The organism is Clostridium sp. BJN0013, assembly GCF_040939125.1.
In the GTDB taxonomy this organism is placed as follows: Bacteria; Bacillota; Clostridia; order Clostridiales; family Clostridiaceae; genus Clostridium_B.
Map to the genome: position 1 here is coordinate 3,080,113 of NZ_CP162495.1, position 12,173 is coordinate 3,092,285.

Genomic DNA, 12,173 nt, shown 5'->3' on the forward strand with positions numbered 1-12,173 from the left:
AATTAACTCGTCCCCTTTATAACACCAGAAGCTAATAATACCGGTATCTCGTATATAGTTGTTTTATCTCTCATACCTTCTAATTGCAACGTATCGGTATAGCCATCCGCACTTACTTCTGTATCTACACCGACTACTAAGTAATACCCTGGGTTAGTATTATCCCTTAATAATTTTACTACCTGTCCCAAATCAATATTTTTATTGCCGACTACAGGCAATACGGTTAAAGGTGTGCTTTTTCTCCAATACTCAAGATATTTCCACCCTGCCACAGCCTTTCTTTTTTCCTGTGTATTTGCTAATGCATTATCTACTATTTCATACCATTTCTCGCCATTTAAATATTCAGTCATTGATGGGTCTTCAAACTTATCATACACAATTTGATTTTTATCTCCGACTTTTATATCACAAGTTATCTTCAATATATTCCTCATTAAAGAAGCATCCCTGCCAGCAATATCTGAGGAGCTATTTGAACTATCCTTATAAGTCCAATCAAAGTGATTAGCATCTCCACCACCCTCAATATATGAAGGGTACTGTTCATCAAGCACAATGGTTCCACTCTTATTACACCTAAAGGCTCTGTATAACATCTGTATATACTGTCCCCTCTACTATTTTTAAATTGGAAATATTGTAATTATCTCCACCTGCATAATGGAAACTTAACCCTGCCCTGTTTACAAGATCCGCAATTACATTTACTGCGGTTGTATTAGTATAAGTTATATCTTCATTAGTCGCATTTAAAAGCCTATAAAACATATCATGGCAGGTTAAAGTTATAGTCTTGTCGGTTTCATTATACTCATATTTCTTTATAACTCCTGTAAACTGGACTGTTGCATCAAAGTAAGTTTCAATGCTGGCAAAGTTGTCAATTATTCCGGTATTTCCACCCTCATATGATGCCAAAGGCAATTTTTCATATTCTGCAACAATAGTTGATTCTGTAACTTGGGTATCTTTACTCCTATTGGTTTTTATATTTACAAGGCTATTTTTTATGGTAAGTTTATCAGCATCCTCTGTACCGTAGCTGACATAACCTTTTTTTCTATATACAACTATACTAAAGTCCATTGTCATCACTCACCCACCCTGAAACATCATGATTACAGAGCATTTCAACAGCTATAGCATATACATCTCCCTCAATTGAAGTATCTAAGTCATATTTATTCTGGAAATACCCTTTATACGGTATGCCAAATTCATTTATTAGTGTAAATCTTTCTGTGTACCTACTAACAAATTCTAAATACTTCTGGGCATTCGCCTGTGTTTCTGCATCTGTTTCTCCTTTAATCTGAAAAGCTACAGTAAACTCAATAATACAATCACTCTTCACATTGTCTTGAAATTGACTATAGCCTGATATGGTTCTAACTGCTTTTCTAAAATAAGCAGGACGAGGCGGCTTATAATTAGTTATAACACCTCCTGTATTAACTCCATTACTATATTGCAGTTCTATAATCAAAGGCATCCAATCTTGATATATCAGCCAATTAAGCCACCTTCTAGTCTCTTATGACATCATTCATAAATAACTGTGCCATAGCATCTTTTAATGCATTCCCTGACATGGTTTTCACTTCACTTGTGAGTTTTTGCGTACCTTTCTCTCCAGTATCAGCCACAGTTACATAAAGCACAAACTTAGGATTAAAATCAAGTATTTTACTTGTACTAAGATTATCTATTCTGTTTAAAGTTTCCTTTGAAGAACCTCCATAGGCGCCACTTAAAGCAATATCATCAAGCCCTGAGAAATCTGGTCTTGTTTTTCCTAAATTCTTAATACCATTGGCTAACCCTAACAATCTTTGTTTTATTGGATTTTGCATTTTATCCATACCATTATATATCCTTGACCGGTATTTACACCAAATTCAGTAAAAATGCCTGATGGAGAATGTATATCTAAAGCTGCTTTAAATGTATCTTTTATAGAAGCTGCTATAGAAGCAACCTTATCTTTTATCTTTCCTGCCATACTACTTATGCCTTCAAATAGTCCTTCAAAAATGAATTTGCCTATAGATTTCATAACACTTCCTAGACCTGAAAATATAAGTTTCCACCCTTCAACTGCTGCCTTGATAAATTCACCAAAACCTTTGAATAGTACAATCCAGCCTTCTACTGACATTTTAAGGAGTTTACTAAATCCTTCAAAAATTAAACCCCATCCTTTAACTGCAGCACTAATAAATTCACCCACTGCTTTAAATATACTTTTTATAGCATCTCCAAAAGCAGACGCATATTTCTTAAAAGCATCCCAGTGTTTTATAACTTCATATACCACCAAGGCAAGTCCTGCTATTATTCCCACTGTAATCAATACAGGTGGGCTAATTAATCCAGGTAATGCAGTAAAAATACTGGCAGCTGACCTTAACCCACTAAATACAGTACCTAAACTCCTTACTGCAGTTCCTATTTTCCCTAATGCACCAACTACGCTTGCAGTTGAGGTTATGATTTTACCGAATATAATCATAACCGGTTCAAAAGCTGCTGCTGCGAGTCCGAGATAGACAATAAATGTCTGAATAGGCCTTGGTAAATTAGAGAATCCATCAGCAAGCTTACCTATAAAATCAGCAGCTTTTCTTATGCCAGGTGCCAAAACATCTCCTATTCTTATACCCATAGTTTCAATAGAACTCTTCATTGCTTCTATAGAACCTTTAAGATTGTTCTGCATAGTATTAGCCATTTCTTTTCCGGCACCATCACAATTTTTAAGTTCTTTTTCAAGTTCTCTGAATTTATCAGGTCCCTGATCCACTAGCGCCAACATGCCGGACATGGCCTCTCGTCCGAAAAGTGTTTCCATTGTACTTGCTTCTTGCTGTTGTGTAAGTCCAGAAGTTTTATCTTTAAGCTACTGTATAACGTCTCCAAGAGGTAACATTTTCCCTTGGGCATCAAAGAAATTCATTCCTAATTGCTCCATAAGCTGTGCTGCTGCATCAGTAGGACTTGCCAAATTAGTTAGTGCAGACCTTAATGTAGTTCCTGCCTGGCTTCCTTTTATCCCGGCATTGCTGAGCAATCCTATAGCTGCAGTTGTATCCTCGAAACTTACACCAAGAGAATGGGCAACTGACGCAATATACTTCATTGCCTCTCCAGTATCGGTTATTCCTGCATTGGTATCCGCTGCGGTTTTTGCCAATACATCTGCAACATGTGTAGCCTGGCTAGCTTCAATTCCAAAACCTCTAAGTGAACTACCTGCTATATCAGAGGCTGTGGCTATATCAACATTTCCTGCCGCTGCCAAGTTCAGCACTCCAGGCATAGCTTGTAGTATTTCATTGCTTTTAAAACCAGCAGAAGCTAAATTTTCTTGCCCTTCAGCTGCTTCTGTAGCACTAAATGTTGTATCAGCCCCAAGCTTTATGGCTTGTTCTCTTAATTTATTGAATTCATTTCCAGTAGCTCCTGAAATAGCTTGCACAGACGACATTTGGACACCAAAGTCCATAGACATTTTTGCTGCTGCAGTTCCGACTCCGACAAGAGGTATTGTGAGTGCCCTAGTGGCAGTAGACCCAACTGTATTCATTGCTCCACCTAAGCTCTGCATCCTAGTTTCTGCAGAGTTATTTGAGTTCATAAATTGTTTCATTTGCTGTCCTGCGCTACTCAATCCACTTGTAAATCGAGAAGTGTCTAATTCCATAAAAGCTACTACAGAGCCTGCATTTATTGCCAAATTCTCACCCCCTTACATTATCTTCTAAAGGTATTAACGTTATTCTGTTGAATTATCACCATGAAAGGTGGTGATTTTATGAGTAATACTTTTATAAAAAAACGTATTTCTGATTTTTGCCCTAAATATAATACGAAAATTTCAATTAGCGTAAAATACCAAGATATAAGTGATGAGCCTACAGCTCATTATCAAAAAATTGGCTATCGTTGCGATAAAAACGCTTGCGGAGGATGTAATGCTAAACCCTGTCCTGTTTATGAAAACTGTTCAGAAATTATATAACATTCTCTTGAATATTTACAGGTTTCACAGGCAAATGTGGAACCTGCTTTTTTTCTTTGTTGAATTCTTCCTGTTGTTCCACCACTCTCGCCCCTTTTTTCCAGACATAACAAAAGCACCTACCATTACGGTAAGTACTTGAATAACCTTTAAACTATTCAATTATTTTTCTTTTATTGTGCTCTAAACGAAGTCCGTGTATTGGCATCTCCAGCAGTTACATCTATATTTACCTGATATCCTGATGTAGATGTTCCTATTTTAATTGGAATAACAACTCTTCTATCAGTTCCAATTGTACCTGTGTATGTAGTATCAGTTGTCTTATAATGGCATACTGCTGTAACCTTTGCCCCAGCAGAACCAATAACAGTTAAATTTATTGTAGAATTTTTTGTAGGATTATAATTATCTAAGAACGCAGTTATTTGATTGTTTATTGATTGTCCTGTGACTACTTCTCCGGATTGAACTCTATTTTCTAAATCATCAAGATTACTTTGCAAGGTTATAAATCCATCTTTCAAATCTTGTGATATAGATGTATCAATATAATAACCATTAGTTGAATTAGCAGTTGTAGGATTTATAGGTGTTACATTCCCACTTACTCGTGGCGGTTGCCAATTTGAACCAGTAATTCTCTCAATCCGATCTTTAAAATATGCTTGTTCTGAACTATATTCCAAATATTCAGACATAAAAAACATGAAAAAACATATAGCAGCAGCCAAGCCATATATAACACCTGCTTGCCATTTCTTTTTAAATAATACCGGCTTAGCCATAGATATTATAAACAATATTAAAAAGAAAATTCCAATAGAATAGATTATCAACATAATATCATCCCTTAATTGATAAATTTGGCTATATTGTAACAAATTATTCACTGTTTGTCCATATTTAGCTAATCTTAGAGGGGTTAACTTGAAAGAAATTCAGGTGTTTTTGAACATGACAAAAAGACCTATTAAAATGAGGTCAAAAAAAGAGACTTATATTATTTATAATTAAAAATCAACTTATTTTCGGTGATATCTCTTGACTTACTTTTGTTACTTCAAAGCCTTGAGCTTGAAGAAATAAAATAATTCTATCTATATCAGGTTGAAAATGTCGAGAAGTGTTTTCTCTTTTTAGATATTTTTCATAAATAGAATTATCAAAGGCTTCATTTTTTAAAAGCATATTATAAATACAGGTTAAAAGCATTCTTGCTATAGCAATAATTGCTCTTTTGTGCCCACGTCTTTTCTTTATACTTTCATAACGATATTTAAAGTATGGGCAGGACTTGTTTTTTATTGCTGCATTAGCACACTGAATAAGTATTGGCTTTAAATAAGCTCCGGCACGGCTTATACGAACACTTTTCTTTTTGCCAGCACTTTCATTATTTTGTGGTGTAAGACCTGCCCAAGAACACAGATGTTTAGCATCTGGAAAGACTGACATATCCACTCCAATTTCAGAAATTATAGTTGTAGCAGATTGTGTAGTTATCCCAGGGGCAGAAGCAATAAGCTCAATTTGTGACTTAAATTCACTTGAAATTAATGAAATGGCAGTATCAAGTTGAGAAATACAATTGTTAATATAATCATAATGATTCAAGCATACAGACATCTTTGCTGTTTGATTTTTAGAGATGCTTCCTTGCATAGCAATCTTAATTTCGTCAGCCTTAGATAACATACTCTTGTGTAGAAATTGAGTATAGTCTATATCTAATTTATCAGGATGCTCCATGGCATATTTAATTATAGCTGATGATGATTTACCAAAGGTATCTGATACTACGCTTGAAATCATGATATTTGAAACTGTTAATGAATTTTGGAATCTGTTTTTCTCACTTGAACGGAAATTTGTAAGTTTAAAGCGATAGCGCATAAGGTCTCGTAGTTCTCTTATGGCCTTTGGAGGAATAAAACTTCCTTTAACTAATCCATGCTTATGTAAGTCTGCAAGCCATAGAGAATCTTTTTTATCAGTTTTTTTGCCGGGAATGTTTTTAACGTACTTTGGGTTAGCCAGAGTAATATTACAGGAATCTTCAAGTATGTTATAGATAGGTATCCAGTACTTTCCGGTGCTTTCCATACAAACTTCTTTACAGTTATGCTCAGATAACCACTCTTTTAAATGGAAAAGATTCTTTGAGTAAGTACTGAATTGTTTGGTTGCATAGGTAGTGATGTTATTCTCATTGGTTGATGTTACAGTTGCAACTACAAATTTTTTGTGAACATCAATACCGCAACAAATAGAATAAACGATTTTTAACATTTATATCACCTACAAATAAAAAAATAAAGTACACAGGTGTTGACTGAATACTCATACTTTTAAACGGTCTTTGTTTAAACAAAGATTAACTTACGTGCCCTAGGGCACACTTATTTGTACTTAAAAGAGTAATCGGCACATGTTATTATACGGATTACAGTGAAGTGCAATCACACTCACCCCGCCGTGCTCTGTAGTACACCTGTATACTTGTCTATATTATTCACAGTAATTGGTAATTTTAATCACTCTTTCATTAATTTTTGTGCCTTGAGCACAGCGAAAGGAATGAATGTTATTATGTTTCATTATCCATTCTATAGTTGATTTATTATCATTTACAGATTTTTTCTCCTTTATGCCTTGTTTTTCATCTTCCCATTTAGGAGTCTCAGGTTTTTCTTTAGACAATTCATATAGAATATAGTCACACGCCTCGTCAAAACAAAAAGCATCATAGCTATTTTCTATGCTTAAAATTTGGCTTGGCCTTAGTTTGTACATTCTTGCCATTGATATTACTGAGACTATCCTTTGCGATTTTACGAAAGGATTTTAACCCTTCCACCCCCTGCTGGCTATATGCCCACAACTGCATTTTTTGAGCATCTGTGAGTTCTATGCCTACTTCTTCTAATTGTTTTACGGTTGGCTCAACTAAGACATTTTCGCAGATTATATCAAATAACCCTCCCATTTCTTTCAAGTCCATACTAGGTAAATTATTAGATTTACCATAGAATAGTCCTTTTACCATTCCTAAAAATTGATTAGGTATTTGTCCTTTTCGGCAAAGCCCCAATATGGATAATCTTTTAACTCTAACATTTATAGTACCTTCACCTGAAAAATCTTCTATCTGAATTATTTGAGTAGCATTCTTCTTTAGCTCCTCAATATTTGTTACAGTTAATTCACTCATTTTAACCCTCCTTATATGGTACTAAATTCAACTGTTACTGCGGTTGTATTCCCACTGCCATCTGCTTTTCTAACTGATTCCGCAGTGGCTTCATAAGTTACTCCTGCTGCTATACTCGTCGGTACAAAAGTAATTATTTTCTTAGTTGTATCCATATAGTTACATTGCTTGAAACTGTCGTTCCGTCTGACTTTCTGGTTACTTTAAAATTAGTTGTTGTAACATCTGCATCATTAACAGCTTCTGGGAAGGTCCATGTTACTCTACAGTCAGAGCTTACAGTAACTCCTGGTGTTCCTGTAGTTTCATCAGGTTCTGTTGGGGTTGGCGGATTAGGTACCGTTGCACCAGAACCTCCACTACTTGTTTCACCATTAGGTAGGGTATCTACATATTCAATATATACAGGTTTTTCACCTTTTTTAGGTCTGCTGGTAGATTCAAACTCTGGTACATAAAACTTACCATCTTCAAATTTAAATTCTACCGGCGTACCTTTGTTATGTCTAAAACTAAATTTTACATATCGAACTGTTGAAGAGTCATAGTCCTTCTCTTCACTGTACAAATTCAAAGTATATGTAACCTTATTTACTACTTTTCCTACTTCCGCACCCTCATATCCTGTTGAAGTTGCAGTACCTCCATCTACTAATGCCATAGTTTCAGGAGAAAATGTATTATCTGTAAGTTTAATATTATAACCTATGCATATATCATCTGTTCTATTTATGGCAATTATTCTGTTTTTAACCCTAAGTATATCCTCTTTTCCCTTTGATAAATCTGGTTTAATATCTGCCTTTTCTGCTGTATCAAAAATAAAAGATTCACCTGTAATTTCATTTATAATTTCACCCAATGCAATATTCGCAATAGGCATACTTTCTATAGAAGTTACATCTGACATTCTATTTTACCTCCTTAATCTCTGGAATGTTTGGTATTCCAAGGTTTGTGTGTATCCATTTACTGTATTGTCTAAAATCACAGAAGTTATATTACCTGTAGGTCTTATATATTCTTTTAGTTCTCTTAGAAAGTCTTGTATTTGCCCTGTGAAAGGCTCTAAGTTTGAATAATTTGTCGCAGGGCAATATACCATAATATCCAACGTCTGCGATCCTATTTGGTTACTACCTTGAAATCCCATAGTTCCAGTATTTTTTACGACAACATAAGGAGATGTACATTTCCCTTGATGTTGACCTGGAGAATATACATCTATTCCTTTACTTTTTAGCAATAAAAAAACACGTTCCCATACGGTGCGTGACTTGTATGTTCCATTTATATAATTTTGTAGTACATCTCCTGTAATTGCATATTTAAAATTGACTTCTGCCATATTATCATCTATTTTAAAAGATTAGCCATTCCACTAATAAATTGTGGTGTAAACTCTCTTACCGTTTTACGCAATATACCATACTTACCTTCATTTCCTAGTTCCAGTTGTTCAAAAGAGGGAGCTACTTCCATTCCAACTCCACTATCTGAACTTGCACCCTTAGCATGTGCCAATTCGAGATATGGAGAATATTCCATATTTCCGGCTACATAAGCACTGCATTTATTATCATCTTCCCACTTAAATCCACCGTCTATTGTCTGTCTTGCATTTCCTGTCCTATCAGTCCACTTTGCATTTTTCTTCGCTTCTCCTGCCATCTTTTTTCCTGCACTATCACAATAAAATCCTGCTTTAGCTTTCATTATTCTATTAACTTCACCACTTTTAGTAAGGTTTTTCAATAAGTCAGTTGCATCAAATTTAAAACCAGACATACCCCTCACTCCTTCCTTTTCAAATAAGAATCCCAGACAATATCTTCAATGTTTCCTTTGTCTATTATTTCATACGTAACATAATCAAGTTTAAAATAGTCATGCTCTTTTATTTTCTTAACTTCATCATCAACTATGAATAAAAATCTATCCTGATAGTTCCTATTTAGGTTAGCAGCTTCCGTACTATTGTTAACTATATTAATAGAAGTACTTCCTGTATGGTAATATCCTTTTACTTTACCTACATATTGATCCTTTTCATATTCTCCGAATATATTTTTTCCTGCTCTTAGGATTATTACATCTTTCATAAATGGAGTAATCTTTTTTGTAAGCTGATTTCTTATTCTCTGCTTTCTGGCTTCATCCCATCTCATTGACCATCAGCCCTTTGCATTGATGTTATACAATTCGGTGCTGGTTTAAATTGCTTTGCAAGTGCAAGCTAGTATTCACGGTTACTAGAAAGCTTTATATCTGATAAGGTAAGTGAATCATCTGCCACAGCTTTTTTCATACAACCCTCATAGCACGCAACTTGAATATCTCCACCATTTTTGTCAAGAAGCAATTGTAAATCCTCATCATCAAAATAAGGGTATTCCTTCTCCTGGAGATTAAATTTTAAAATTTCTAAATCACTGGTCATAAACTTCACCTACTTACCAGACGGATTTTGTGTTTGCTGCTGATTCTGTACTGGAGGAGTATAACTTATATATCCTTTGCCTTGAAGTTCTTTTAGGTCTGAATCTCTTATTTTAAGTTTCTCCCCCTGCTTTCTTGATGTCATTATCATATTTAATATTAACTTTTGCAATTACTTCAACTGCAGTCTCTTTAGATGTTGCCATTTATACCACCCTTTCATAAATAAATTTGAGCATAGAGATTTCAATTTCTCTATGCCACTGTTGCAAAGAAACATTCATTTGCACGTTCAAAACTTGGCATTCCCAGTTGAGATACCTTAGTCTGTACTGTTACAGGGTCCTCTTTTCTCATAGTAGTTATTACAACTCCAGTTCTAACTATTTCACAATTGACCTGAACCAAATAACTTGTCTGCCTCTTCTGGTGTGGTTCCATAATACGTATTACCCAATATGCCATCAGGTATTAATGTAAACTTACCCACAGGCATATATGGTTGAGAACTTCCATCCTCAAGCTTATAGGTTCCTTCTTCACTTGCTAAAGTTATTCCGGTCTTATTCTGTATAAAAGCCTTAACTTCATTATCTCCCATTAAATAATTTGGGTTTTGTGGTGCAAAAGCTTTTTGAATATTCTTGTTTGCAGCTATATAAGCAAAAGTACCTGCACTTGTCACAGCTCTAGTAAGAGAATATCCTTCATTTGCCATTTGTCTTTTCCACCTTAATATATCAACTACAGGATTTGAATTTTCTATATCAGACCATTTTGCAGTACCCGCCAAAATTTCTTTATGTCCCGAAAGAACCCCAAAGTCAAATACAATATTCCCATCTTCAGAAATAATATTTATTACTCCATCCGCAAGAAGCTGCATCCTCATTCTTTCCATCTGATAATCACCAGCATTAACTAAACTTTTATAATTATCAAATATTCTTTGAGTTACTATATCAACAACAGTACTTTTCTGTGCTGCAAGTGCCATTAATAAATCCTGCCTATCTTTTTCATTGATTAGAACAGATTCTTTAAAGAATAGCATCTGTTTAGTAAGTTCATCTACTTGAGCCTTTAAAGCTCTAATTTTAACAGCTACGTCAAAAGTTGATTGTTTTAAAACCACCGGTTTTTCATTTGCACCTTTAATATATTTAAGTTCCATCCCTTGTTGTTTTGTCCTTGGAAATAAGCTCTCACCAAGCAATATTTCTGGTGGTAAGTTCTGTATATACGTTGATATTTCCTGTACGTTTATAATACCTCTCCAATCCATTAGTAAAAAACCTCCTTAAAAATTATAAAAACATCAGCATCTTCATTACTGTTTTTGCATCAGTAGGTACTGCTGCTGGTAACTTAGACTCATTTATGAATCCAAAAATGGTAATTGGTATAGTTTCGGTTCCATTAGACAGTGTAAAATCTATATCTCTATAAACCAATCCAAATGCCTTATCGTTGGTTATGGTTGTACCATCAACAATTTTTCCATCTTTGCTTACTATAGTTCCTGCTTTAAGTATCCTTTTACCAGTGGTCCCATCAAGTGCAATATCTGTTTTATTGACTTTTACCATAGTATTTTGAAACAATTCACCCGCAAATTGAAGTATTGTTTTATTCTCACCCATGTAGGTTTTAGTATTTTCAATCATTTATTTGTACCTCCTATTGAAAAAAATTTATTTTGAGCTTCTGTAGCTTTCATGGCTTCTGTTTTCTGTTTTGCAAGCCTTTCCCCTAGACTTAATTCCTTGCCCGGTTGTGGTGAACCTGGATTACCTATATTGCCAGTACCACCTGGATTGGGATTTCCACCTGGATTATTCTGACTATTATCTTCTTCAAATAAATATCCATCAGATTCTTTTACTGCTTCAACCTGTTCTCTAAGCCCGATAAAGTTACCATTATCCTCAAGAGTTAATTTGCCTAGATCCAACAATCCTTTTAAAACTTTAGGATTTCTAGCCCCTACAGTAGTTAATTTAGCATCAAGGGCAATATTAAACATCTGCTTCCGAAGTGCATAAAGCCGAAGCCGATGAATTGAATTATCAAGTTGCAGAACTGCAAGGTACAGTTAAAGATATATCTAATAAAATGGATGAAAACTTTTCCGAATTAAAAGAAACAAACAAATTTCTATTGGAGATGTATGGGTCTCACGAAGCTGAGATAAGAACATTGAGACGTAAGCCAGTTTAAAATATTTAAAAATACAAATTTATTTTAAAAAATCAATAGGAGCTAATACTCCTATATATTTTTAATTTTAACCAGAACATTAGTTTGTAATAAGGAGGGTTCAAATATGGCAATAAAAACTAATTTTGAGGTTAGCGGAAAAGAATACTACAGAATAAATTATGATATTGGTATGGATGCCAATGGAAAAAGAATTAGGAAACAATTTATTGGAAAAAGTTGAAAGGAAGCAGAGAAGAAGAAACTTGATTATATTAATAAAACCAACTACAT

Annotated in this window: 19 protein-coding genes and 2 pseudogenes; 2 read left to right on the forward strand and 19 right to left on the reverse strand. The window is 34.5% G+C overall.

Features of this window, described 5'->3' with window-relative positions; all coding sequences use genetic code 11:
- Positions 1 to 2: 2 nt before the first annotated feature.
- From AB3K27_RS15960 to AB3K27_RS15980, 5 genes and pseudogenes are all read right to left on the reverse strand, one after another.
- On the reverse strand, positions 3 to 602 hold the full coding sequence (locus tag AB3K27_RS15960) for a hypothetical protein (protein WP_368488374.1): 600 nt from the start codon (positions 600 to 602) through the stop codon (positions 3 to 5).
- Entirely contained in the window at positions 583 to 1,098 is a 516-nt protein-coding gene (locus AB3K27_RS15965) for a hypothetical protein (protein ID WP_368488375.1), read from the reverse strand. Before AB3K27_RS15965 ends, AB3K27_RS15960 begins: the two co-directional genes overlap by 20 nt.
- Entirely contained in the window at positions 1,082 to 1,498 is a 417-nt protein-coding gene (locus tag AB3K27_RS15970) for a hypothetical protein (RefSeq protein WP_368488376.1), read from the reverse strand. Before AB3K27_RS15970 ends, AB3K27_RS15965 begins: the two co-directional genes overlap by 17 nt.
- Before the next feature lie 34 nt (positions 1,499 to 1,532).
- A complete protein-coding gene (locus AB3K27_RS15975; RefSeq protein WP_368488377.1) occupies positions 1,533 to 1,868 on the reverse strand; it encodes a hypothetical protein in 336 nt (111 codons plus the stop codon).
- A pseudogene (locus tag AB3K27_RS15980) lies at positions 1,844 to 3,709 on the reverse strand (phage tail tape measure protein). Before AB3K27_RS15980 ends, AB3K27_RS15975 begins: the two are co-directional and overlap by 25 nt.
- Positions 3,710 to 3,820: 111 nt before the next feature.
- Here AB3K27_RS15980 and AB3K27_RS15985 point away from each other — a divergent pair.
- On the forward strand, positions 3,821 to 4,027 hold the full coding sequence (locus AB3K27_RS15985) for a hypothetical protein (RefSeq protein WP_368488378.1): 207 nt from the start codon (positions 3,821 to 3,823) through the stop codon (positions 4,025 to 4,027).
- 173 nt (positions 4,028 to 4,200) lie between these two features.
- Here the strand turns inward: AB3K27_RS15985 and AB3K27_RS15990 are convergent, their stop codons facing one another.
- From AB3K27_RS15990 to AB3K27_RS16055, 14 genes and pseudogenes are all read right to left on the reverse strand, one after another.
- Positions 4,201 to 4,869 carry a hypothetical protein gene (locus AB3K27_RS15990; protein ID WP_368488379.1) on the reverse strand — a complete coding sequence of 223 codons (669 nt, stop codon included), beginning with the start codon at positions 4,867 to 4,869 and terminating at the stop codon, positions 4,201 to 4,203.
- Positions 4,870 to 5,047: 178 nt separating this feature from the next.
- Positions 5,048 to 6,319 (reverse strand): IS110 family transposase, encoded by a 1,272-nt coding sequence (locus AB3K27_RS15995; protein ID WP_368488380.1) that lies wholly within the window; start codon positions 6,317 to 6,319, stop codon positions 5,048 to 5,050.
- A 219-nt stretch (positions 6,320 to 6,538) separates the two neighbouring features.
- Positions 6,539 to 6,823: a hypothetical protein gene (locus tag AB3K27_RS16000; RefSeq protein WP_368488381.1), complete on the reverse strand. Its 285-nt coding sequence runs from the start codon at positions 6,821 to 6,823 to the stop codon at positions 6,539 to 6,541.
- Positions 6,780 to 7,241 (reverse strand): hypothetical protein, encoded by a 462-nt coding sequence (locus AB3K27_RS16005; RefSeq protein ID WP_368488382.1) that lies wholly within the window; start codon positions 7,239 to 7,241, stop codon positions 6,780 to 6,782. Before AB3K27_RS16005 ends, AB3K27_RS16000 begins: the two co-directional genes overlap by 44 nt.
- Positions 7,242 to 7,252: 11 nt before the next feature.
- Positions 7,253 to 7,396 (reverse strand): hypothetical protein, encoded by a 144-nt coding sequence (locus tag AB3K27_RS16010; protein WP_368488383.1) that lies wholly within the window; start codon positions 7,394 to 7,396, stop codon positions 7,253 to 7,255.
- Positions 7,375 to 8,151 carry a hypothetical protein gene (locus AB3K27_RS16015; protein ID WP_368488384.1) on the reverse strand — a complete coding sequence of 259 codons (777 nt, stop codon included), beginning with the start codon at positions 8,149 to 8,151 and terminating at the stop codon, positions 7,375 to 7,377. The genes AB3K27_RS16010 and AB3K27_RS16015 overlap by 22 nt, the downstream gene beginning before the upstream one ends.
- 6 nt (positions 8,152 to 8,157) lie before the next feature.
- Positions 8,158 to 8,589, reverse strand: coding sequence for a hypothetical protein (locus tag AB3K27_RS16020; protein WP_368488385.1), 432 nt, complete (start codon positions 8,587 to 8,589; stop codon positions 8,158 to 8,160).
- Between the two features lie 8 nt (positions 8,590 to 8,597).
- Positions 8,598 to 9,029: a hypothetical protein gene (locus AB3K27_RS16025; protein ID WP_368488386.1), complete on the reverse strand. Its 432-nt coding sequence runs from the start codon at positions 9,027 to 9,029 to the stop codon at positions 8,598 to 8,600.
- A 5-nt stretch (positions 9,030 to 9,034) separates the two neighbouring features.
- Positions 9,035 to 9,409 carry a hypothetical protein gene (locus AB3K27_RS16030; RefSeq protein WP_368488387.1) on the reverse strand — a complete coding sequence of 125 codons (375 nt, stop codon included), beginning with the start codon at positions 9,407 to 9,409 and terminating at the stop codon, positions 9,035 to 9,037.
- Between the two features lie 71 nt (positions 9,410 to 9,480).
- Positions 9,481 to 9,681 (reverse strand): annotated as a pseudogene (locus AB3K27_RS16035) (hypothetical protein); the annotation flags it as partial.
- A gap of 254 nt (positions 9,682 to 9,935) precedes the next feature.
- On the reverse strand, positions 9,936 to 10,088 hold the full coding sequence (locus AB3K27_RS16040; protein ID WP_368488388.1) for a hypothetical protein: 153 nt from the start codon (positions 10,086 to 10,088) through the stop codon (positions 9,936 to 9,938).
- Entirely contained in the window at positions 10,069 to 10,965 is an 897-nt protein-coding gene (locus tag AB3K27_RS16045; protein ID WP_368488389.1) for a major capsid protein, read from the reverse strand. The genes AB3K27_RS16040 and AB3K27_RS16045 overlap by 20 nt, the downstream gene beginning before the upstream one ends.
- 22 nt (positions 10,966 to 10,987) lie before the next feature.
- Positions 10,988 to 11,347: a hypothetical protein gene (locus AB3K27_RS16050; protein ID WP_368488390.1), complete on the reverse strand. Its 360-nt coding sequence runs from the start codon at positions 11,345 to 11,347 to the stop codon at positions 10,988 to 10,990.
- On the reverse strand, positions 11,344 to 11,706 hold the full coding sequence (locus AB3K27_RS16055; protein WP_368488391.1) for a phage scaffolding protein: 363 nt from the start codon (positions 11,704 to 11,706) through the stop codon (positions 11,344 to 11,346). Before AB3K27_RS16055 ends, AB3K27_RS16050 begins: the two co-directional genes overlap by 4 nt.
- Positions 11,707 to 11,717: 11 nt before the next feature.
- On the opposite strand from AB3K27_RS16055, the gene AB3K27_RS16060 reads away from it, so the two are divergent.
- Positions 11,718 to 11,900, forward strand: coding sequence for a hypothetical protein (locus AB3K27_RS16060; RefSeq protein ID WP_368488392.1), 183 nt, complete (start codon positions 11,718 to 11,720; stop codon positions 11,898 to 11,900).
- Positions 11,901 to 12,173 lie beyond the last annotated feature (273 nt).

Coding starts and splice junctions, on each gene's coding strand:
- AB3K27_RS15960 (WP_368488374.1), bottom strand. CDS start 602: ATGTTATACAGAGCCTTTAGGTGTAATAAGAGTGGAACCATTGTGCTT.
- AB3K27_RS15965 (WP_368488375.1), bottom strand. CDS start 1,098: ATGACAATGGACTTTAGTATAGTTGTATATAGAAAAAAAGGTTATGTC.
- AB3K27_RS15970 (WP_368488376.1), bottom strand. CDS start 1,498: ATGCCTTTGATTATAGAACTGCAATATAGTAATGGAGTTAATACAGGA.
- AB3K27_RS15975 (WP_368488377.1), bottom strand. CDS start 1,868: ATGGATAAAATGCAAAATCCAATAAAACAAAGATTGTTAGGGTTAGCC.
- AB3K27_RS15985 (WP_368488378.1), top strand. CDS start 3,821: ATGAGTAATACTTTTATAAAAAAACGTATTTCTGATTTTTGCCCTAAA.
- AB3K27_RS15990 (WP_368488379.1), bottom strand. CDS start 4,869: ATGTTGATAATCTATTCTATTGGAATTTTCTTTTTAATATTGTTTATA.
- AB3K27_RS15995 (WP_368488380.1), bottom strand. CDS start 6,319: ATGTTAAAAATCGTTTATTCTATTTGTTGCGGTATTGATGTTCACAAA.
- AB3K27_RS16000 (WP_368488381.1), bottom strand. CDS start 6,823: ATGTACAAACTAAGGCCAAGCCAAATTTTAAGCATAGAAAATAGCTAT.
- AB3K27_RS16005 (WP_368488382.1), bottom strand. CDS start 7,241: ATGAGTGAATTAACTGTAACAAATATTGAGGAGCTAAAGAAGAATGCT.
- AB3K27_RS16010 (WP_368488383.1), bottom strand. CDS start 7,396: ATGGATACAACTAAGAAAATAATTACTTTTGTACCGACGAGTATAGCA.
- AB3K27_RS16015 (WP_368488384.1), bottom strand. CDS start 8,151: ATGTCAGATGTAACTTCTATAGAAAGTATGCCTATTGCGAATATTGCA.
- AB3K27_RS16020 (WP_368488385.1), bottom strand. CDS start 8,589: ATGGCAGAAGTCAATTTTAAATATGCAATTACAGGAGATGTACTACAA.
- AB3K27_RS16025 (WP_368488386.1), bottom strand. CDS start 9,029: ATGTCTGGTTTTAAATTTGATGCAACTGACTTATTGAAAAACCTTACT.
- AB3K27_RS16030 (WP_368488387.1), bottom strand. CDS start 9,409: ATGAGATGGGATGAAGCCAGAAAGCAGAGAATAAGAAATCAGCTTACA.
- AB3K27_RS16045 (WP_368488389.1), bottom strand. CDS start 10,965: ATGGATTGGAGAGGTATTATAAACGTACAGGAAATATCAACGTATATA.
- AB3K27_RS16050 (WP_368488390.1), bottom strand. CDS start 11,347: ATGATTGAAAATACTAAAACCTACATGGGTGAGAATAAAACAATACTT.
- AB3K27_RS16055 (WP_368488391.1), bottom strand. CDS start 11,706: ATGTTTAATATTGCCCTTGATGCTAAATTAACTACTGTAGGGGCTAGA.